This is a genomic window from Leclercia sp. GLN_9, from assembly GCF_043105735.1.
GTDB classification, from domain to species: domain Bacteria; phylum Pseudomonadota; class Gammaproteobacteria; order Enterobacterales; family Enterobacteriaceae; genus Enterobacter; species Enterobacter adecarboxylatus.
In genome coordinates this window covers 106,424-126,941 of the sequence record NZ_JBICLV010000038.1, presented here as the reverse complement: position 1 = coordinate 126,941, position 20,518 = coordinate 106,424, and the positions used below count along the sequence as shown (strand labels likewise).

Below are 20,518 nucleotides of genomic sequence, written 5' to 3'. Positions count from 1 at the left end.
AGGAAAGACCGCACCGGGCTGTCACCTCACCCCGGCCCTCTCCCCACAAAGGCGAGGGAGGAAAGACCGCACCGGGCTGTCACCTCACCCCGGCCCTCTCCCCAAAGGGGCGAGGGGGAAAAGACCGCACCGGGCTGTCCCCTCACCCCGGCTCTCTCCCCACAGGGGCGAGGGGGAAAAGACCGTACCGGGCAGCCCCCCTCTCCCCGACCCTCTCCCCAAAGGGGCGGGGGGGAAAACCGCACCGGGCTGTCCCGTTACCCCGACCCTCTCCCTACAGGAGCCAGAGGCAAAAGACCGCACCAGACTGTCCCCTCTCCCTTTTAGGGAGAGGGTTAGGGTGAGGGTGAAGGTGAAGGTGAGGTGAGTAAAAACAGGTCACTGCCACCCATACCGGCGGCTATAGAATCCTTTCACCATCTGCGTCAGCACCATATAACCCGCGAGGATCGCCACCAGCCACGGGAAGTAGCTCAGCGGTAGCGCCTGCAATTGCAGATAGCCTGCCAGCGGCGAGAACGGCAGCGCGATGCCGAGCACCATCACCAGCCCCGTCATCAGGATCAGCGGCCAGGCGGCGCGGCTCTGGAGGAACGGGATCCGCCGCGTGCGGATCATGTGCACAATCAGCGTTTGCGACAGCAGCCCGACCACAAACCAGCCGGACTGGAACAGCGTCTGTTGTTCCGGGGTGGTGGCATGGAACACAAACCACATCAGGCAGAAGGTCAAAATGTCAAAAATCGAGCTGATTGGGCCGAAAAAGAGCATGAAACGGCCCAGTTCTGCCGGTTCCCAGCGCTGCGGCTTTTGGATCTGCTCATCATCGACATTATCAAACGGGATCGCCACCTGCGAGACGTCGTACATCAGGTTCTGGATCAGCAGGTGCAGCGGCAGCATCGGCAGGAAGGGCAGAAACGCGCTCGCCACCAGCACGCTGAAGACGTTACCGAAGTTAGAGCTGGCGGTCATTTTGATGTACTTGAGCATGTTGGCAAAAGTGCGGCGGCCTTCGATCACCCCCTCTTCCAGCACCATCAGGCTCTTCTCCAGCAGAATGATATCCGCCGCCTCCCGGGCGATATCCACCGCGCCATCCACCGAAATCCCGATATCCGCGGCACGCAGCGCGGGCGCATCGTTAATACCATCACCCATAAAGCCCACCACGTGCCCTTCGCGCTTCAGCAGGGTGACAATGCGCTCTTTGTGCATCGGGGTCAGGCGCGCAAACAGCGTGGTGCGCTTCGCAAGGGTTGCCAGCTCGTCGTCGGAAAGGGTTTCGATCTCGCTGCCCGTCACCACCTCGCCCGCATCCAGGCCGACTTCGCGGCACACCTTTGCGGCCACCAGCTCGCTGTCGCCGGTGAGGATTTTCACCGTGATGCCGCTGTTTTTCAGCGCCTTAAGCGCCGGGGCGGTGGTCTCTTTCGGCGGATCGAGGAAGGCGATATAGCCTTCGAGGATCAGATCCGATTCGTCAATACGCTGGTAATCCCCTTCGCGGGCCGGCAAAAGCTTGCTGGCGACCGCCACCACCCGCAGCCCCTGGCGGTTGAGGTTGTCGGTGACGCGCCGGATGCGCCGCAACATGCTGTCGTCCAGCGGCACAATCTCGCCGTTATGCCACACCTGGGTCGACACGTTCAGGATCTCCTGCAGCGCCCCTTTACAGATCAGCTGATGGACGCCCTGCTCTTCACTCACCACCACCGACATGCGGCGGCGCTCAAAATCAAAGGGGATCTCATCCACTTTCTGCCAGCGGGTCGAGAGCGTGCGGGCGACGGCTTCATTCACCCCTTCCAGCACCGCGACGTCGAGCAGGTTCTTCAGCCCGGTCTGGTAATGGCTGTTCAGCCAGGCGGTGTTCAGCACCCGCTCGCACTCCTTGCCCGAGACGTCGGTATGGTGCTCCAGCACAATTTTGTCCTGGGTCAGGGTGCCGGTTTTGTCGGTGCAGAGGATGTCCATGGCGCCAAAGTTCTGAATGGCGTCGAGGTGTTTGACGATCACCTTTTGCTTCGAGAGTTTGACTGCCCCACGCGCCAGGGTCGAGGTAACAATCATCGGCAGCATTTCCGGGGTCAGCCCCACCGCCACCGAGAGCGCAAATAGCGCCGCTTCCCACCAGTCACCTTTGGTGTAGCCGTTAATCAGCAGCACGATGGGCGTCATCACCAGCATGAAGCGGATCAGCAGCATGCTGATCCGGCCAATCCCCTGCTGGAAGGCGTTCGGCTCGCTCTCCTGCTCGCTGACGCGCCCGGCCAGTTGCCCGAACCAGGTATTGCCCCCGGTGGCGATCACCATCGCCTGCGCCGTGCCGCTTACCACCGTGGTGCCCATAAAGCACAGGGTGTCGCACTCCAGCGGGTTGCTCTGCTGCGGATCGCGGCTGTGGGCCACCTTTTCCACCGGCAGGGATTCCCCGGTCAGCGAGGCCTGGGCCACAAACAGATCCCGCGCCTGGAGAAGGCGTAAATCCGCCGGGATCATGTCCCCGGCCGCCAGCTTAACCACATCGCCCACCACCAGCTGGTCAATCGGTAGCTCCTGCCAGACGCTTTCGCCTTTATCGTTGATCGTCCTTAAGACGGTAGCGGTGTTGCTGACCATCGCCTTCAGGGCATCTGCCGCCCGGGTGGAGCGGGCCTCCTGGATAAAGTTCAGCAGTGTGGAGATGCCCACCATCAGGGCGATCACCCCGGCGGCAAACAGGTCTTCGGTGGCATAGGAGATAACGCCCAGCACCGTCAGCAGTAGGTTAAAGGGGTTGCGGTAGCAAACCCACAGATGCACCCACCAGCGGGCCGGTTTTTGTGCCGGGATCTGATTTTCGCCATGTGTGGCGCGGGCGGTTTCGACCTCGGCAGCCGTCAGCCCTTCCGGGTGGCTGGCAAACGTCCGCCACAGGTCAGGCTCTTCCATCGCGGCGATTCGCAGACAGTGGGCGGCCAGTGCGCCGGGAATGACGGCATCGGTTTTGCCCGTTGCCATTGGGTCGCGCTGCACCAGACGGCGCGGCAGGTGGCGGCCCAGCCGGGCCAGCAGCTGTTGTGTGAAATTTTTGAACATAACACGTCCCCCGCACCCGTGAAGACGGGCGCAGTCTTGCCTTCAGACGTGACAAAGCCACGCCTGAGCGGCGGTATCAGTTATGCAGGAACGTTGAATAACGTCACTGCCTTACGCATCCGGTAAGACAGTGAGAACAGGCTTACCGGAAAGAAAGGGTTCTCCCTCGCGGGAGAGGGGTGGGATCGGGATCCATATCGCCTCCGGTAAGTAAAAAAAGGTAAGTCGGCGCGCAGTATAGTGTTTTAGCCGTACCGTTTGTGACTATTCGGGCGGTATGATAGCGCCCAGGCATTAAACCAAACGTAAACCAGACTTTGCTCATTGCGGAACCGGACCCCCGATTTAGGCTTATTGATTATTTCATCAATGCGTTACAGGAATGAAAGCATGCAGAACCGCCTCACCATTAAAGACATCGCGCGTCTGAGCGGCGTGGGTAAATCCACCGTCTCACGGGTGCTGAACAACGAAAGTGGTGTCAGCGAACGCACCCGCGAACGCGTCGAGGCGGTAATGAATCAGCACGGCTTCTCCCCGTCGCGCTCGGCGCGCGCCATGCGGGGGCAGAGCGACAAAGTGGTGGCGATCATGGTCACCCGTCTGGATTCGCTCTCGGAAAACCTTGCCGTGCAGACCATGCTGCCCGTCTTCTACGAACAGGGTTACGATCCGATCATGATGGAGAGCAAGTTCTCGCCGCAGATGGTGGAAGAGCATCTCGGGATGCTGAAACGCCGCAACATCGACGGTGTGGTGCTGTTTGGCTTCACCGGCCTTAACGAGCAGATGCTCACGCCGTGGCAGTCGTCGCTGGTGTTGCTGGCGCGCGATGCCCGCGGTTTTGCCTCCGTATGCTACGACGATGAAGGGGCGATCCGCATTCTGATGCAGCGTCTGTATGACAGCGGCCATCGCCATATCAGCTATCTCGGCGTGCCGCACAGCGACGTCACCACCGGCCAGCGCCGCCACAATGCCTATCTGGAATTCTGCAAAAAGTATGCGTTGCCTGCCGTGGCTGCGTTACCCGGTCTTGGGATGAAACAGGGCTATGAAAAGGTGGCTGACGTGCTGACCCCACAGACGACTGCCCTGGTCTGTGCCACGGATACGCTGGCTCTTGGCGCAAGTAAGTACTTACAAGAACAGCGCCTCGACAGCCTGCAGCTGGCGAGCGTGGGTAACACACCGCTGATGAAGTTTCTTCACCCGGAGATCATCACCGTCGATCCTGGCTACGCCGAATCCGGCCGCCAGACCGCTATGCAGTTGATTGAGCAGATCAACGGCCGCAGCGAACCTCGCCAGATCGTCATTCCCGCCACCCTCTCCTGAGCGTCAAAAGACGCTTTATTGTGATCCTCGCCCGATTTCGGGAACGTTCCCATTTTCGTTATTACCGGTTCAGAGTAGGCTTGCCACCAGTCCATAACCCCCTACCATCTGTCATGAGGTTTCATGATGAGCAAAGTAAAACAAACGGATATCGACCAGTTAATCGTGCTGGTTGGCGGACGTGACAACATCGCCACGGTTAGCCACTGCATCACCCGCCTGCGCTTTGTGTTAAACGACCCGGCCAAAGCGAATCCCAAAGCCATCGAGGAGCTGTCGATGGTGAAAGGCTGCTTTACCAATGCGGGCCAGTTCCAGGTAGTGATCGGCACCGACGTGGGTGATTACTATAAGGCGCTGCTGGCCACCACCGGCCACTCGTCGGCGGATAAAGAGCAGGCCAAAAAAGCTGCGCGCCAGAACATGAAGTGGCATGAACAGCTCATTTCACATTTCGCGGAGATCTTCTTCCCGCTTCTGCCTGCGCTGATCAGCGGGGGCTTAATCCTCGGCTTCCGTAACGTGATTGGCGATGTGCCGATGAGCGGCGGCAAAACCCTGGCCCAGATGTATCCGGCCCTGCAAAGCATCTATGACTTCCTGTGGCTGATTGGCGAGGCGATCTTCTTCTATCTGCCGGTGGGGATCTGCTGGTCGGCGGTGCGCAAAATGGGCGGTACGCCGATTCTGGGTATCGTACTGGGCGTAACGCTGGTCTCTCCGCAGTTAATGAACGCTTACTTACTCGGGCAGCAGGTACCTGAGGTGTGGAACTTCGGCCTGTTCACTATCGCCAAAGTCGGCTATCAGGCCCAGGTGATCCCGGCCCTGCTGGCCGGTCTGGCGCTGGGGATGATTGAGACCCGCCTGAAGCGCATGGTGCCGGATTACCTCTATCTGGTGGTGGTGCCGGTGTGCTCCCTGATCCTCGCGGTGTTCCTCGCCCACGCCTTTATCGGTCCGTTTGGCCGCATGATCGGTGACGGCGTGGCCTATGCGGTACGCCACCTGATGACCGGCAGCTTCGCCCCAATTGGCGCCGCGCTGTTTGGCTTCCTGTATGCCCCGCTGGTGATCACCGGCGTGCATCAGACGACCCTGGCGATTGATATGCAGATGATCCAGAGCCTCGGCGGCACCCCGGTATGGCCGCTCATCGCCCTGTCGAACATTGCCCAGGCCTCGGCGGTTACCGGCATCATCATCGTCAGCCGGAAGCATAACGAACGTGAAATCTCGGTTCCGGCGGCGATCTCCGCCTACCTCGGTGTCACCGAACCGGCGATGTACGGCATCAACCTGAAATACCGCTTCCCGATGCTGTGCGCCATGATCGGCTCCGGGCTGGCGGGCCTGCTGTGCGGCCTGAACAGCGTGATGGCTAACGGCATTGGTGTCGGCGGCCTGCCGGGTATCCTCTCCATCCAGCCGGGCTACTGGCAGGTGTTCTCCCTGGCGATGGCCATTGCGATTATCGTACCGATGGCACTGACCACCGTGATCTACCAGCGCAAATTCCGTCAGGGCGCGTTACAGATTGTTTAATTTTTTTCGGGGCGCCGTTGCGCCCCTTCGCATTTGCAGGAACGCAAGATGAATACCCTTCCTCATTGGTGGCAAAACGGCGTCATCTATCAGATCTACCCGAAGAGTTTCCAGGACACCACAGGGCGTGGCACCGGCGATTTACGCGGCGTGACCTCGCGTCTCGACTACCTCAGCACCCTCGGCATCGACGCCATCTGGCTGACGCCGTTCTATATCTCCCCGCAGGTGGATAACGGCTACGATGTGGCGAACTACATCAGCATCGATCCGGCCTACGGCACGCTGGATGATTTTGACGAGCTGGTGGCCGAGGCCCATAAACGCGGGATCCGCATCGTGCTGGATATGGTGTTTAACCATACCTCCACCCAGCATGCGTGGTTCCGTGAGTCGCTTAATAAAGAGAGTCCGTACCGCGAGTTCTATATCTGGCGCGACGGTACCCCGGAGCAGCTGCCGAACAACTGGCGCTCCAAGTTTGGCGGTAACGCCTGGCGCTGGCATGCCGAAAGCGAGCAGTACTATCTGCACCTGTTTGCCCCGGAGCAGGCAGACCTGAACTGGGAAAACCCGCAGGTGCGCGCCGAGCTGAAAAAGGTGTGCGAATTCTGGGCCGATCGCGGCGTGGACGGCCTGCGTCTCGACGTGATTAACCTGGTGTCGAAAGACCAGGATTTCCCCGACGATGAGATCGGCGATGGCCGCCGCTTCTACACCGACGGGCCGCGCATTCACGACTATCTGCAGGAGATGAGCCGCGACGTCTTTACCCCGCGCAACCTGATGACGGTGGGCGAGATGTCCTCTACTCATCTGGCGCACTGTCAGCAGTACGCGGCGCTCGACGGGCGTGAGCTGTCGATGACCTTTAACTTCCACCATCTGAAGGTGGATTACCCCAACGGCGAAAAGTGGACGCTGGCCAAACCGGATTTTGTGGCGCTGAAGGCCCTCTTCAGCCACTGGCAGCAGGGTATGCACAATAAAGCCTGGAATGCGCTGTTCTGGTGTAACCACGACCAGCCGCGCATCGTCTCGCGTTTTGGCGACGAGGGGGAATACCGCGTTCCGGCGGCGAAGATGCTGGCGATGGTGCTGCACGGTATGCAGGGCACGCCTTACGTCTACCAGGGTGAAGAGATTGGCATGACCAACCCACACTTTAGCCGCATCACCGACTACCGCGACGTGGAGAGCCACAACATGTTCGCCGAGCTGCGCACGCAGGGGCGGGATGCCGACGAGCTGCGCACGCAGGGGCGGGATGCCGACGAGCTGCTGGCGATCCTTGCAAGTAAGTCCCGCGACAACAGCCGCACGCCAATGCAGTGGGATGCCTCGGCCCATGCCGGGTTCACCACCGGCGAGCCGTGGATCGCCCTGGGGAATAACGCGGAAGCAATCAACGTCGAGGCGGCGCTGGCCGATCCCGACTCGGTGTTTTACGCCTACCAGGCGTTGATCCAACTGCGTAAAACCCTGCCGGTACTGACCTGGGGGGATTATCAGGATCTGCTCCCGGATCACCCGTCGCTGTGGTGCTATCGCCGACAGTGGCAGGGCCAGACGCTGATGGTGGTCGCCAGCCTGAGCCGCGAGTGCCAGCCGTGGCATCCGCAGGCGGTGGAAGGCGACTGGGCGGTGGTAATGAGCAACTACAGCGAAGTCTCGCCGCAGCCCAGTGCCATGACCCTGAGGCCGTTTGAAGCGGTATGGTGGCTACAGGCCTGACGTTATACGCCGGGCACCGCACGGTTGCCCGGCGCACGCTTTTTTTGATGCAAAATCAACCAGATTAGCGCTTGAATAATTTACAAACCCCGGATCGCCCGTCATCTGTACACTCTGTTTTTTACCTTGTCCTGAATCAAATAAATCGCAAACTTGTTTGATGCAAATCACTATATATAGAACTTAGAATGCTCGCCGACCCAAGATGTTGTATTCATCGTCTATTATTGCCACAAGACGATGCAAACCACGCTGCTTAAAATTGTGGATAAAAAGGGTCGATATCAGGAGAAATCGCGCGCGTGTCGGCAGTTACGGCCCCGACCCTTTTCCCTGACTCTGTGGATAACCTGTAGTTATAAATAGATGAATGGAGTGATCATGACACCGCATGTGATGAAACGAGATGGCTGTAACGTGCCTTTCAAATCAGAGCGCATTCAGGAAGCGATTCTGCGTGCAGCTAAAGCAGCGGGAGTCGATGACGCAGATTACTGCGCCACCGTCGCAGACGTCGTCAGTAATCAGATGAAAAACCGCAGCAAGGTGGATATCAACGAGATCCAGACCGCGGTGGAAAACCAGCTGATGTCGGGTCCGTATAAACAACTGGCTCGCGCCTACATTGAATACCGTCACGACCGGGATATCGAGCGTGAAAAACGCGGTCGCCTGAACCAGGAGATCCGCGGCCTGGTCGAACAGACCAACTCTGCGCTGCTCAACGAAAACGCCAATAAAGACAGCAAAGTGATCCCCACCCAGCGCGATCTGCTGGCCGGTATCGTCGCCAAGCACTATGCCCGTCAGCACCTGCTGCCGCGTGACGTGGTGCAGGCGCACGAGCGCGGGGATATTCACTATCACGATCTCGACTATTCACCGTTCTTCCCGATGTTCAACTGTATGCTGATCGACCTGAAAGGCATGCTGACCCACGGCTTCAAGATGGGCAACGCCGAGATTGAGCCGCCAAAATCCATTTCTACTGCCACCGCGGTCACGGCGCAGATCATTGCCCAGGTCGCCAGCCATATCTACGGCGGCACCACCATCAACCGTATCGACGAAGTGCTGGCTCCGTTTGTTGCCGCCAGCTTTGCCAAGCATCGCCAGGTGGCGGAAGAGTGGCAGATCCCGGATGCAGACGGCTATGCCCGCACCCGCACCGAGAAAGAGTGTTACGACGCTTTCCAGTCACTGGAGTATGAGGTGAACACCCTGCACACCGCCAACGGCCAGACGCCGTTTGTCACCTTTGGCTTCGGTCTGGGCACCAGCTGGGAATCACGTCTGATCCAGCAGTCCATTCTGCGTAACCGCATCTCGGGTCTCGGTAAAAATCGCAAAACCGCGGTGTTCCCGAAACTGGTGTTCGCCATCCGCGACGGCCTGAATCATAAGCCCGGCGATGCCAACTACGACATCAAACAGCTGGCATTAGAGTGCGCGAGCAAGCGCATGTACCCGGACATTCTGAACTATGACCAGGTGGTGAAAGTCACCGGTTCGTTCAAAACCCCGATGGGCTGCCGCAGCTTCCTTGGCGTGTACGAAGATGAAAACGGCGAGCAGATCCACGACGGGCGTAACAACCTGGGCGTGATCAGCCTGAATCTGCCGCGCATCGCGCTGGAAGCCAAAGGCGACGAGGCCGCCTTCTGGACGTTGCTGGACGAGCGCCTGCTGCTGGCGCGTAAGGCGCTGATGACCCGTATCGCCCGTCTGGAAGGGGTCAAAGCCCGTGTCGCCCCGATTTTATATATGGAAGGGGCCTGCGGCGTGCGTCTGAAAGCTGATGACGATGTGTCGGAGATCTTCAAAAACGGCCGCGCTTCTATCTCGCTGGGCTATATCGGCATCCACGAAACCATTAACGCCCTGTTTGGCGACCAGCATGTCTACGACAGCGAGGCCCTGCGTGCGAAAGGCATCGCTATCGTCCAGCGTCTGCGCGACGCGGTGGATCGCTGGAAAGATGAAACCGGCTACGGGTTCAGCCTCTACAGCACTCCGAGCGAAAACCTGTGCGATCGCTTCTGCCGTCTGGATACCGCCGAGTTTGGCGTGGTAGAGGGTGTCACCGATAAGGGTTACTACACCAACAGCTTCCACCTCGACGTGGAGAAGAAGGTGAACCCATACGATAAGATCGATTTTGAAGCGGCCTACCCACCGGTCGCGAGCGGCGGCTTTATCTGTTACGGCGAATACCCGAACATTCAGCACAACCTGAAGGCGCTGGAAGACGTGTGGGATTATAGCTATCAGCACGTGCCCTATTACGGGACTAACACACCAATCGACGAGTGCTACGAGTGCGGCTTTACCGGCGAGTTCGAATGCACCAGCAAAGGCTTCACCTGCCCGAAATGCGGTAACCACGACGCCGCCCGCGTCTCCGTGACCCGCCGCGTGTGCGGTTATCTCGGCAGCCCGGACGCGCGCCCGTTCAACGCCGGTAAGCAGGAAGAGGTGAAGCGCCGCGTGAAGCATCTGGGGAATGGGCAGATCGGGTAAGTTCTGCGCAGGGTTTTTCCCCTCACCCTAACCCTCTCCCCACAGGGGAGAGGGGATCGATCAAGCACATTGTTAAGCCTGGACCTGGTTTTCGCAAAGCACCTGACGCCCGGACAAGGCGGCAAATGAGTCATCCCCTGGAGCTTACATTAATCAGTGACCCGTGTGAGCGAGGGCAGCCAACGTACTTATGGCGTCAATTGAGAAGCAATGCTTTTCGCACAGCACCTGGCATCAGGACAAGGCGGCAAGTGAGCGAATCCCGGGAGCTTACATTAATCAGTGACCCGGGTGAACGAGGGCAGCCAACGCCGTCATGGCGTCAATTGAGAAGCGATGCTTTTCGCAAAGCAATTGACGTCAGGACAAGACGGCAAGCGAGCGAATCCCGGGGAGCTTACATCAGTAAGTGACCCGGGTGAACGAGGGCAGCCAACGTAGTCATGGCGCCAATTGAGAAGCGAAAATGAATTATCATCAGTACTACCCCGTCGACATCGTCAACGGCCCTGGCACCCGTTGCACTCTGTTTGTCTCCGGCTGCATTCACGAATGCCCCGGCTGCTACAACAAGAGCACCTGGCGGCTGAACTCCGGGATGCCGTTTACCGCAGAGATGGAGCAGCGGATCATCGACGATCTCAACGACACACGCATTAATCGCCAGGGGATCTCCCTCTCCGGCGGCGATCCCCTGCATCCGCAAAACGTCCCGGATATTCTGAAGCTGGTGCAGCGCATTCGCGCCGAGTGTGTGGGAAAAGATATCTGGGTGTGGACCGGCTACAAACTGGATGAATTAAACGACGCTCAGATGCAGGTGGTGGACCTGATCAACGTGCTGATCGACGGCAAATTTGTGCAGGATCTGAAAGATCCGATGCTTATCTGGCGCGGCAGCAGTAATCAGGTGGTGCATCAGTTACGTTAATTTAAAATCGGCTCAAACACTCCATCGCCACGGTTTTAAACCCGGCAAAGTCGCTGCAACCGCACAGCCGGGTCATCGCCCGCTCCCGCAGGAAGGTGACGAAAATATCGTAGATGGCCATCGCCTCTTCATACTCGCTTTTGCTGATGGCGAGCAGGAAGATCACGTGCGCGGTGTCGTCGCCCCACTGAATGCCGTGCGGGGCGAGCACGGTGTAGACCACGGTTTTTTGCGCCAGCAACCCGAGGGAGTGCGGCAGCGCGATGCCGTCGCCGAGCAGGGTGCTGACGATGGCTTCACGTTCCACCACCGAGTCGAGAAACTCCGCGTCAACAAACCCCTCCTCCTGCAGCTGGCCGCACAGCTCCCGGAACAGCGTTTGCTGGTCGATGGGGCGATCGATGACGCGGAAATGGCTGGCGTCGAAGAACTTCTCCAGCATCCACGGACGCGTTCGGTCCACCAGCACCAGCTTTCCGATCTGCTCGAGCTGGTAATCGGTCGGGAACGGGGCGATCAACACCACCGGCTTGGCTTTCTCCGCGATCCGCGCGGTGGAAATGACAAAATCTTCGCTGATGTTCTCGCACTGCTCGTACTCCCGCAGCGTCAGGGTGCGCGTCACCTCGATTTGCGGGTACTTACGCTGCAACACCGCCTCGATCATCCGTACCATCGCGTTGCCTGCGTCGCAGACCAGCATCACCCGCGGCTGGCGCTGATAGCCAATGTTGTAGTGCCGCTCCAGTCCCACGCCGATGTGCAGCACCAGAAAACCGATCTCGTTTTCGCTGATCACATAGGGGGTGTATTTCCCCCAGCTGGAGACCGCGGCGAGGGTCATATCCCACGCCATCGGGTAGTGCTGCTTGATGTTATCCAGCAGCGGATTGGGGATCATGATCTGGTAGCGCACGCGGGTGATCATGGTTTTTATGTGGGTCAGCAGATCCGCGTGTAGCTGGCTGTCATCGAGCAGGTTGTAGTTAAAGTGGGTGTTGATGTAGCGCAGGATGTAGTTCACCAGCGCCTCTTCATCATCAGCGTTGATGGCGCTTGGGGAGATCTCCTGCACCTGGCGCGCGGCGATATGTACCCCCAGCCAGGTCTCTTCCGCAGGCGAAAGCGTCTTATCGGCCAGCCGGGCAATGGCGCTGGCGATATCCCGGGCGGCATCGCGCACGTTTTCCGCCACCTCTTCGGCGTTAAATTCTGGCAACGGATAACCTTCGCTGATACGCCGCACCGTCACCGCGCCGTAGAGGCGTAAAAACAGCTCACCTTCATCGGTGAGGCGAATATGGTATCGGGTAAAGGTCTCATGCAGGATGGCGGCGAGCTGTTCCGGCACGCCGGCGTTGAGCGCCACTTCCGTCACCAGCGGATTAAGGCTGTCCTGCTGCGCCAGCTGCCACAGCAGGTCGGTCAGGCAGGCGCGGATCGCCATCTCACTGCCAAACAGCTTCATGCCGTGGCGCGGGCGGGTCTCCAGCGTCAGGCGATAACGATGAAACCACTCGCGCACCTCCGCCATATCGCTTTGCAGCGTGGCGCGGCTGACAAACCACTCATCGGCCAGATCTTCCAGCTTGAGAGAGAAAGCGGAGGTCAGAAAGCGCACCACCAGGTAGTGCACCCGCTCCGGGCCGGTACGCGGAATACGCAGCATCCGCGGGTGGGAGTCCTGTAGCTGCTGATAGCGGGCCGGATCGTCGATTTTCAGCTGATAGCCGTTCCCGCGGCTGAGAATAAATTGCGCCCCGTTTCCTGCCAGCAGCGCATTGAGTGCGGTAATGTCAGCCCGGACGGTACGCGTGGATACCGACAACCGTTGCGCCAGTTCGTCCTGAGGCAGCGTTTCGTTTTGCAACAGGTCGAAAAGTTGCGCTAAACGTTGGTTGGGAAATCGCACGGGGTTGTCCTCTTACAGCTTAAGGTGAAATGACCATCTGGGATGGGCTGCCGACCGGCGTATAGTCTGGCTCGGCGTTCAGCTTGCCGTCCTGCGCCACGCGGAAACGGGTAATGTTGTCGCTGCGCTGGTTCATGACGTACAGCCAGCGCCCCTGTTTATCCAGCGTCAGGGTGCGCGGGTAATCGCCACGCGTCCAGACATCGTCCTGATGCGTCAGCGTGCCCTCCGCTGTTACGGTAAAGTGCCCGATGCTGTTATGCAAACGGTTAGCCACATACAGCTGTTTACCATCGGCACTTAATGCCAGCCCGGCGGCAAAACTGGTGCCTTTATAACCTGCTGGCAGGGAAGATATCGTTTTGCCTTCTTTCAGCCTGCCATTGTTATCCAGTACGTAATGGGTCAGCGTAGAAGCCTCTTCGTTAATCAGCCACAGGGCATCGCCTTTGGGCGTAAAGACGAAATGGCGCGGCCCGTCCCCTTTCGAGGAGGCGCTAATAAACGGCGGATCGTTCGGGATCAGCTTCCCGGCTTGATCGTCAAAACGGTACTGATAAATACGATCCAGGCCCAGATCGGTGGAAAATACGTATTTCCCGCTCGGATCGGCGGCGACCATGTGCGTATGAGGACCATTATGATCGCTGATGGCAAAACTTCCTTCAGCGGCCGCCTCGGGTTTTGCTGCACCCGGATCACCCTGATCCTGATGTTTGTCCGTGGCGTCTCCCAGGCTGCCGTCAGCGTTGATCGGCAGAACCGCAATCGAACCGCTGACGTAGTTCGCCACCAGCAGATGTTTGCCGTTCGGCGTCAGCGAGAGATAGACCGGCCCTGCACCACCGGAAGCCACCTGATTAAGCTCACTCACCTCGCCGTTATCGCCCACGCGCAGCGCCTGCACCACGCCCTGCTCAACTTCGCTTGCCAGATAGAGCGTTTTGCCATCCTTTGAGGTGGTCAACTGCGCGGCGTTCGGCAGTTTGCTCACCAGGGTTTTGTTGGCGAGCGCGCCGGATTGCGGATCGACGGTAAAGCGGTACAGCCCTTCGCCGTTGGGGTTGTAGGTGCCTACCCAGGCGTACTGCGTCTGGGCAACGGCGGCGGTGGCAAGTAAAGAGAGTGAAGCGACAAGCAGGTTACGGGTATGCATGGTGGCTCCTTTAGGTGTGTGCGGTTTGTTTCCCCTCACCCCAGCCCTCTCCCCATAGGGGCGAGGGGGTAATCGTGCCCTCTGCCCTTTGGGGCGACGGATTAATCGTGCCCTCTGCCCTTTGGGGCGACGGATTAATCGTGCCCTCTCCCCTTTGAGGCGAGGGAGTAATCGTTCCCTCTCCTCAAAGGGGAGAGGGTCAGGGTGAGGGGTAAGGTTTTTATTACTTCACCAGCTTCTTCGTCATCTCCAGCAACGTGCGCACATCTTCCGGGCGCGTATCGCCGCTGGCTTTGTCGATAATCGAGCTATAGATATGCGGGATGATCTTGCTGACACCTGCGTCCAGGGCGATCTGCAGGATCTCCTCGTAGTTTTCCAGATCAATACCGCCGGTCGGCTCCAGCCAGAAGTCGTGACGGGCGCAGGCTTCCGCCACGGCTTTGTATTCGTCACGGCACTTCAGGCCACCCATCGGGAAATATTTGATCGAGCTGCCGCCGAAATCCTTCAGCAGGGCAATGGCGGTTTCCACCGGGACGATGCCGTCCGGCGCCTTGCTGCTCAGCGGGCCGGTGGAGATCTTGACCATGCCGACGGTGCCGGTCGGGGAGACCAGGCCGTTAACCACGGACTCGCTTTGCCCCAGCAGCGCACGGCTGGTGGCGACACCGGTGAAGACCTGGTTGACGTGCTGCGGCTGCACCTGGCGGGAGATTTCGCTCACCATCGCCGACTGGTTCGGATCCCCTGCGCCGAGGCCCACGGAGAGCGCATTATCAATCAGTGCCGCGTATTCGCGCATATCCGCTACGGCGCTGTCCACATCCGGGTAATTTTTAGAGAGCACACCCACCAGCACATGACCTTCTGCCGCTTCATAGATAGCGCTGGCATTGGCTTTGGATCCGGCCAGCACGTTCAGGCAAACGCGGTCGCGGTAAAAATTGGGGGTTAGTTTCATGCCTTCTTCTCCTGGCCTAATACTTCGCTGATGCGGCGATAGACGATATTCAGTTGGTCTGCGCTGACGCTACGCACGTCGGCTTCGATGATCCCTTCGTTGGCCTTGTAGCCGCGGAAGTAAATCGCGTACTCGCCCTGCTTCAGGGCGCTTACCAGGTCGCCAGTGCCGACCCCGGTAGTCGCTTCGTCGAACTTAATCTCGGTGCGGGCGATGTCGCGACCGGCGCTGTCCCAGACCACGCGAGCCGTGACGCCGTTCAGAGTATTCAGGGCATCGATAAATGGCGTCATCTTCGCCACCATCTCGTCGCCGCTCTCTTTGGTCGCCGTCAGGTAGTGTTCGATGGCGCAGGTCAGGCCGAGAATGCCCTCTTTGCCCACCTTCATGGCGCGGCCAATACCCGCCGTCTGGCGTTTCACCCACTCCACGTACTGGGTTTTGCCGATCACCAGGCCGCTGGTTGGCCCTTCGATCGCCTTCGCGCCGCTGTAGATCACCAGATCTGCACCGGAACGGTAGTAAGTCTGGAGATCTTCTTCTGCCGCCGCATCGACGATCAGCGGCAGCTCGTGCTTACGCGCCACAACCGCCGCCTGCTCGACGCTGAGCATGCTTTTCTGCACGCAGTGGTGGGATTTGATGTAAAGGATCGCCGCGGTGCGCGGGGTGATCGCCGCCGCCAGCTGATCGGCGGAGCATTCGTTGGCGTAACCGGCTTCCACCAGCTTGCCGCCACCCAGCGCCACCATGGTACCGACCGGCGCGCCAAAGTTGACGTTATGGCCTTTCGGCAGGACGATCTCGTTGTTTTCAATCGGGGTCACGTGCAGGTTTTCCAGCAGCCAGTCACTGTCTTTGACCAGCACCGCCGCCACCGACTGGGCGATGCCCGCCGAGGCGCAGGAGACGACGGTCGCGCCTTCCACGTCCAGCAGCTTCGCGATGTACTCCCCGGTTTTGTTGACCAGATCTTTCATCTCGAAGTACTGGTTCATACCGTCCATGGCCGCCTGCACCACTTCCGGGCGCGGGGTGGAGACGCCGAGCGCAGTCATACGCCCGGAGGTGTTAATCACCTGTTTTAAATTGTACTTCTCAAAAATTGAAGGCATGTTCCGTGCTCCCTTGTTCGGTCATGTAGCCCTTGCCCGCGCGGATCGCGGCAAGCGGCACCAGAATGTGTTCGGCCTGCAGGCTGTCGTTTTCAGCATCCACCAGCAGCGTGGGCTGGCGTTTCAGGGTGAACAGCGTCAGGTCGGCGTCGAGGCCAGGCTGAATGCGGCCTTTATGGGCCAGGCGCAGGCCGTCGGCGGCGTTGGCGGTGACACACTCAATCACCTGCGGCAGCGACATGCCGATGGCGAGGAATTTCGACATCACGCTCGCCAGCGAGCCAACCGGGCCGTTGAGGCGGTTGCGACAGTAGATATCCGAGCTGATGGTGTGCGGCAAAATGCCCATCGCGATGGCGCGCTTCGCCACCTCAAAGCTGAAACTCGCCGTGCCGTGGCCGACGTCCAGCCGCACGCCGCGCTTCAGGGCAGACGTGATGGAGGCGCGCAGCTCGCCGGACGGGGTCAGAATGCGGTTCGGTTTGCCGTTGTAGCAGTGGGTAATGATGTCGCCGGAACTCAGCAGCTCTGCGATTTCGTCGAGGTTTGGCGGGTTGTTGCCAATGTGCACCATCAGCGGCAGATCGCCGTTCTCTTTCTGAATGGTTTTGGCGCGTTCCAGCGGGGTAATGCCGTTTTCCCCCACCACGCTGCTGCTCATGCGTGCTTTCAGGCCGACGATAAAATTCGGATGGCGTTGTACCGCCTGTTTCACCGCATCGGCGTCGATGTTGGCCATATTGGCCAGTTCGTTCTGGGCAATCAGCCCGACGCGGGAGATGTTCAGCAGGGCAAACACCTCGGTGGAGGCTTTGCGGGTAATGTTGTAAAAGTCGTCCACGTCATCTGCCCCGGTGCTGCCCGCGTCCACTACAGAGGTGACGCCGGTGGCAATGCCTACGCTGTCCGGCTCGTCATGGTAAATCGGGGAGTTCGGGTAGCAGTGGACGTGGGAGTCAATCCAGCCCGCGCTGACGTAAGTGTCACCGTTCAGTTCAACGGTACGGTGTGCGGGATCGGTGATGTCGCCAACCGCCGCGATCTTCCCGTCCTGAATGGCGATATCGATCAGGGTATCGTCGGTGAGGCGCGCACGGCGCAGGAGTAAATCAAACATGGGGTTCTCCTGATAAGGCGGGCGCCTGAGCGCCCGCGGGTATTAAAGGGCGACCGGGAACAGCCAGCCTAAAAGCATTGCACCGAGGATGGCGCCACCGGTAATCGGCTTCTGCCAGATATAGAACAGCAGAGCGCCCAACAGTGAACCGATGCCGATGGGGATCGACGCGGTCATCGCGCTGAGGATAATCAATGGCCCGAGGAAACGGCCGGAGGCGTTACCTGCCCCCATCATCACGTCAGCTCCGTAGGTGGAGTTGCTCTGATTGATGGTGAACTTACGCGCCAGGATGATGACGTAACCAATCGCCAGGCCAATGACCAGGCCGGTCGCCAGCGAGGCGACAAAGTTGGTCACCGGGAACATGATGCCCGCCCCCAGCAGCAGCGCCGGCACACCGAGGCCTACGCCGGTCTGGATCGCCCCGCCGATATCGAGGATCCCTACCAGGGAGCCTTCGATAATACGGGCGAACAGAAAGCTGGCACCGAACGCCGCCACTGCGCCGTAGGCACCGGTATCGATGCCCGCTTTCAGCATCGCCACAAAGGCCACTTCGTTAAACGCGCCAATGCCGTAGAGGTAGTACATGTGTGTCCCGGCGAAGACGCCGGAGGAGAGCAGGCCAACGAAGATCGGGAACGACCAGTCGGCATACCAAAAACCTTTATTCTGTTCCATTTAGAGGCTCCTGTTACTTGCCGCTGAGCGAGTTGTGGATCATGTCGAGCCAGTTCGGCACGGTCAGATGGAAGGATTCAATCATCTTCATGTCGAAGCCGCGGAAGAAGCCGCTCAGCACAAACAGCGCCACGATCGCGACCATCATCACTTTGGTGACATGGTTCCAGCCGCTCTCTTCCACGCCTTTGCCGATCAGGATCCCCAGCACCAGACCCGGTACGGCGTTACCCATGATCAGCTGCGCCGCGCCGCCAAAGACGGTGGCCCAGAAGCCGGATTTTTTGCCCGCGTCGATGGCTGCCAGCCAGAAGATCACCGGCATCACGGTGTTCACCAACAGGTTCGCCGCCGGAACCAGCACCTTCACGGCGGTAACCTGAAGGGCTGCCGGTACGGAAGAGGCGGTAAGGTTCAGGAAGGTGACGACCAGCATGCCGATCACGCCGCAGGCAATCGCCATTTTGCGTGGATCGTGCAGCGTCTCGCCGACGTTGCGGTTTTTAATCATCAGCGCCGCGGCACCCCAGTTCGGGATGATGCGGTGGTCAACGTCCTGGGTGAAGGAACCCGCCGCAACCGACGAGGCCCAGGCGTTGAAGAAGAAGCCTAACCCAAAGGAGAAGTGAGACGCCGGATCCCCTTCACAGGAGTTCAGCTCCCCCAACGTACGAAACGCGCCCATACCCTGTGTGGTAGGCGCATGAAACATGCGTGCAGCCCCGGCACCAACGCCGACGCCAACCAGGCCGCCGATGATGAGCGATTTTATTAAAATTATCAGGAACATTAGTCTGCCCTATTAGTAAGAATCAGCGTTGCGTGACAAAGTCCACCTGGTCCAGATTGATGGCAGTCACGTTGACGGTCACGTCCAGCTCCACGCTGTAGGTGCGTCTTTCCCGGCGCAAAAAGAAGAACAGAAACGCCTCTTTACGCACCGCTTCTTGCGCCTGAACAACCTGCACATCCTGTGGCTCAATACGCAGTAAGATATGCGGTGATGCTTTCATCACCGCGGCCTGAACATGGTTCAGCGCGTCGGCAAAGGCGCGCGCTTTGGCGTCACCCTTGCCTTTTACTCTCACCGTGGTGGTGAACTGTTCTTTCATGCTTATGCGCCGTGCTTCTTCTGCCACGCCTGGACCAGACGCTCACCCAGCTCTTCTTTATCCATAAAGCCAAAACCGAGCACGTTGCAGCCTTCATTGATGGCGGTCACGCCCTCTTCCACAGAACGCATGCCGTACTTCGCTTTGTAGCCATATTTGGTCTGCGCGGTGATAGCACCTGCGCCACCGCTGCCGCAGAAAGAGATACCGAAGGTCGCGTTTTCCGCCTTCATCACATCGCCCAGCTTCATGTCTGCCGCCATGCCTGGCACCACCACTGCGCGTCCGCCTGCTTTTTCAACGCCTGCTGCAACCTTCTGACCTTTACCCAGGCGATCGCCGATAACGACTGTAATTTGTTCCATGATGTACTCCTTAAAGGTTGTCTTTTGCGACTTCAAAGTGAACGGAGAGCAGCCAGGCTTCTTCATCAGGAAGGTTGCCAAACTGCGCCACAACGTCCCGGGCAAGCTGCATTGATTCAGGTGAAATTTCGTCGAACAGGTCAGCCTCAACCTCCGGCAGCGGCTCGCCGGTCACTGACCGGTGCGCCATGGCGCGAACGTGGGAGGTCAGCATCTGCTCCTGAACGGCATTGGGGATAATGTGGTGATGACTAAGCAGCGTGAACGTCTGCTTGAGCATGGTGTCGGCCAGCTGTTCAGTTTGCGCCGCCTGGTCTCCAGTGTCGTTTATTACCGTTCCGTTAATCACTCGTATTACCCCGTTATTGGCTCTGGGATAAAACTAACGCTGGCTGTTGCTGGTTTGTAGCGAGTTGTTTTCCACTTCGAAGTGGAAAGGAGAGCGGCGCCAGTGATCTGTGCCACATAATTACGCTGAATGATGATTTTCCGCTGGTTTTACGTGATGAATATCACGCTCCTGAACGGGAAAAGCGGCGTGGTGGAAGTGAAAAAGTTTACGAGCAGACTCGTAGAAATGTGAGCTGAATAAGGTTTTCTTATGGGGATTGGGTAGAGTGGCTGCGGGTGCTTGAGACTGACCGTCTCATGCATGGGACGGGAAGTGGAAAGCCCCACCTGAATAAAAATCAGGGATGGGGCCCGAAACAACACGTCCGAACACGTGAAGTTCGCTGCCTTACCCGCTTAAGAAGCAAGGAGGCATCCATGAAACGCACACAACTTATTATCAGAGTCGCCACGATTGCCGCAATAACAGCAATTTTGCTGACGCTGATAACCCGTCGAACCCTTTGCGAAATTCACTATCGCAACGGTTCACTGGAAGTGACTGCCCGACTGGATTGCAGCTCTGGCAAGGAGTAGAGCTATTATGCAGGGGG

Annotated in this window: 17 protein-coding genes; 6 read left to right on the top strand and 11 right to left on the bottom strand. The window is 58.8% G+C overall.

Going from position 1 to position 20,518, the window contains the following annotated elements:
• Positions 1-378 precede the first annotated feature (378 nt).
• On the bottom strand, positions 379-3,081 hold the full coding sequence (gene mgtA, locus ACF8PE_RS21015; protein WP_392495231.1) for a magnesium-translocating P-type ATPase: 2,703 nt from the start codon (positions 3,079-3,081) through the stop codon (positions 379-381).
• Positions 3,082-3,471: 390 nt separating this feature from the next.
• On the opposite strand from mgtA, the gene treR reads away from it, so the two are divergent.
• From treR to nrdG, 5 genes are all read left to right on the top strand, one after another.
• On the top strand, positions 3,472-4,419 hold the full coding sequence (gene treR / locus ACF8PE_RS21010) for a trehalose operon repressor TreR (RefSeq protein WP_032616254.1): 948 nt from the start codon (positions 3,472-3,474) through the stop codon (positions 4,417-4,419).
• Between the two features lie 126 nt (positions 4,420-4,545).
• Positions 4,546-5,964, top strand: a complete 1,419-nt coding sequence (treB, locus tag ACF8PE_RS21005) for a PTS trehalose transporter subunit IIBC (RefSeq protein ID WP_032616258.1) — start codon at positions 4,546-4,548, stop codon at positions 5,962-5,964.
• 48 nt (positions 5,965-6,012) lie between these two features.
• Entirely contained in the window at positions 6,013-7,698 is a 1,686-nt protein-coding gene (gene treC / locus ACF8PE_RS21000; protein WP_392495230.1) for an alpha,alpha-phosphotrehalase, read from the top strand.
• Between the two features lie 381 nt (positions 7,699-8,079).
• Positions 8,080-10,218 (top strand): anaerobic ribonucleoside-triphosphate reductase, encoded by a 2,139-nt coding sequence (nrdD, locus tag ACF8PE_RS20995; RefSeq protein WP_032616252.1) that lies wholly within the window; start codon positions 8,080-8,082, stop codon positions 10,216-10,218.
• A 466-nt stretch (positions 10,219-10,684) separates the two neighbouring features.
• Positions 10,685-11,149 carry an anaerobic ribonucleoside-triphosphate reductase-activating protein gene (nrdG, locus tag ACF8PE_RS20990; RefSeq protein WP_392495229.1) on the top strand — a complete coding sequence of 155 codons (465 nt, stop codon included), beginning with the start codon at positions 10,685-10,687 and terminating at the stop codon, positions 11,147-11,149.
• A 1-nt stretch (position 11,150) separates the two neighbouring features.
• Here the strand turns inward: nrdG and ACF8PE_RS20985 are convergent, their stop codons facing one another.
• From ACF8PE_RS20985 to ACF8PE_RS20940, 10 genes are all read right to left on the bottom strand, one after another.
• Complete coding sequence (locus tag ACF8PE_RS20985; RefSeq protein WP_392495228.1) at positions 11,151-13,061, bottom strand: BglG family transcription antiterminator; 1,911 nt, start codon at positions 13,059-13,061, stop codon at positions 11,151-11,153.
• A gap of 19 nt (positions 13,062-13,080) precedes the next feature.
• Positions 13,081-14,217 carry a lactonase family protein gene (locus ACF8PE_RS20980; RefSeq protein WP_392495227.1) on the bottom strand — a complete coding sequence of 379 codons (1,137 nt, stop codon included), beginning with the start codon at positions 14,215-14,217 and terminating at the stop codon, positions 13,081-13,083.
• Positions 14,218-14,440: 223 nt separating this feature from the next.
• Complete coding sequence (locus ACF8PE_RS20975; protein ID WP_032616248.1) at positions 14,441-15,181, bottom strand: KDGP aldolase family protein; 741 nt, start codon at positions 15,179-15,181, stop codon at positions 14,441-14,443.
• Positions 15,178-16,296, bottom strand: coding sequence for a DgaE family pyridoxal phosphate-dependent ammonia lyase (locus ACF8PE_RS20970; RefSeq protein ID WP_032616247.1), 1,119 nt, complete (start codon positions 16,294-16,296; stop codon positions 15,178-15,180). The genes ACF8PE_RS20975 and ACF8PE_RS20970 overlap by 4 nt, the downstream gene beginning before the upstream one ends.
• The gene (locus tag ACF8PE_RS20965; RefSeq protein WP_059308880.1) at positions 16,280-17,413 is read right to left on the bottom strand and encodes an amidohydrolase/deacetylase family metallohydrolase; all 1,134 of its coding nucleotides are present in this window, start codon (positions 17,411-17,413) and stop codon (positions 16,280-16,282) included. The genes ACF8PE_RS20970 and ACF8PE_RS20965 overlap by 17 nt, the downstream gene beginning before the upstream one ends.
• A gap of 42 nt (positions 17,414-17,455) precedes the next feature.
• A complete protein-coding gene (locus ACF8PE_RS20960) occupies positions 17,456-18,097 on the bottom strand; it encodes a DUF4310 family protein (protein WP_032616245.1) in 642 nt (213 codons plus the stop codon).
• A 13-nt stretch (positions 18,098-18,110) separates the two neighbouring features.
• Complete coding sequence (locus ACF8PE_RS20955; protein ID WP_032616244.1) at positions 18,111-18,887, bottom strand: DUF4311 domain-containing protein; 777 nt, start codon at positions 18,885-18,887, stop codon at positions 18,111-18,113.
• Positions 18,888-18,909: 22 nt separating this feature from the next.
• The gene (locus ACF8PE_RS20950; protein ID WP_006810338.1) at positions 18,910-19,209 is read right to left on the bottom strand and encodes a DUF4312 family protein; all 300 of its coding nucleotides are present in this window, start codon (positions 19,207-19,209) and stop codon (positions 18,910-18,912) included.
• A 2-nt stretch (positions 19,210-19,211) separates the two neighbouring features.
• Complete coding sequence (locus tag ACF8PE_RS20945; RefSeq protein WP_032616243.1) at positions 19,212-19,574, bottom strand: SFCGS family glycine-rich protein; 363 nt, start codon at positions 19,572-19,574, stop codon at positions 19,212-19,214.
• A 10-nt stretch (positions 19,575-19,584) separates the two neighbouring features.
• A complete protein-coding gene (locus ACF8PE_RS20940; RefSeq protein ID WP_098946216.1) occupies positions 19,585-19,923 on the bottom strand; it encodes a glycine dehydrogenase in 339 nt (112 codons plus the stop codon).
• Positions 19,924-20,342: 419 nt separating this feature from the next.
• Here ACF8PE_RS20940 and ACF8PE_RS20935 point away from each other — a divergent pair, with 419 nt between their 5' ends.
• Positions 20,343-20,501, top strand: coding sequence for a Hok/Gef family protein (locus ACF8PE_RS20935; RefSeq protein WP_059308881.1), 159 nt, complete (start codon positions 20,343-20,345; stop codon positions 20,499-20,501).
• Positions 20,502-20,518: the final 17 nt, after the last annotated feature.

Excerpts from the sequence above, each read along its gene's own strand:
- ACF8PE_RS20980 (WP_392495227.1), bottom strand. The coding sequence starts at position 14,217 with ATGCATACCCGTAACCTGCTTGTCGCTTCACTCTCTTTACTTGCCACC.
- ACF8PE_RS20975 (WP_032616248.1), bottom strand. The coding sequence starts at position 15,181 with ATGAAACTAACCCCCAATTTTTACCGCGACCGCGTTTGCCTGAACGTG.
- ACF8PE_RS20970 (WP_032616247.1), bottom strand. The coding sequence starts at position 16,296 with ATGCCTTCAATTTTTGAGAAGTACAATTTAAAACAGGTGATTAACACC.
- nrdD (WP_032616252.1), top strand. The coding sequence starts at position 8,080 with ATGACACCGCATGTGATGAAACGAGATGGCTGTAACGTGCCTTTCAAA.
- mgtA (WP_392495231.1), bottom strand. The coding sequence starts at position 3,081 with ATGTTCAAAAATTTCACACAACAGCTGCTGGCCCGGCTGGGCCGCCAC.
- treR (WP_032616254.1), top strand. The coding sequence starts at position 3,472 with ATGCAGAACCGCCTCACCATTAAAGACATCGCGCGTCTGAGCGGCGTG.
- ACF8PE_RS20955 (WP_032616244.1), bottom strand. The coding sequence starts at position 18,887 with ATGTTCCTGATAATTTTAATAAAATCGCTCATCATCGGCGGCCTGGTT.
- ACF8PE_RS20965 (WP_059308880.1), bottom strand. The coding sequence starts at position 17,413 with ATGTTTGATTTACTCCTGCGCCGTGCGCGCCTCACCGACGATACCCTG.
- ACF8PE_RS20945 (WP_032616243.1), bottom strand. The coding sequence starts at position 19,574 with ATGGAACAAATTACAGTCGTTATCGGCGATCGCCTGGGTAAAGGTCAG.
- treB (WP_032616258.1), top strand. The coding sequence starts at position 4,546 with ATGAGCAAAGTAAAACAAACGGATATCGACCAGTTAATCGTGCTGGTT.
- ACF8PE_RS20935 (WP_059308881.1), top strand. The coding sequence starts at position 20,343 with ATGAAACGCACACAACTTATTATCAGAGTCGCCACGATTGCCGCAATA.
- ACF8PE_RS20960 (WP_032616245.1), bottom strand. The coding sequence starts at position 18,097 with ATGGAACAGAATAAAGGTTTTTGGTATGCCGACTGGTCGTTCCCGATC.
- treC (WP_392495230.1), top strand. The coding sequence starts at position 6,013 with ATGAATACCCTTCCTCATTGGTGGCAAAACGGCGTCATCTATCAGATC.
- nrdG (WP_392495229.1), top strand. The coding sequence starts at position 10,685 with ATGAATTATCATCAGTACTACCCCGTCGACATCGTCAACGGCCCTGGC.
- ACF8PE_RS20950 (WP_006810338.1), bottom strand. The coding sequence starts at position 19,209 with ATGAAAGAACAGTTCACCACCACGGTGAGAGTAAAAGGCAAGGGTGAC.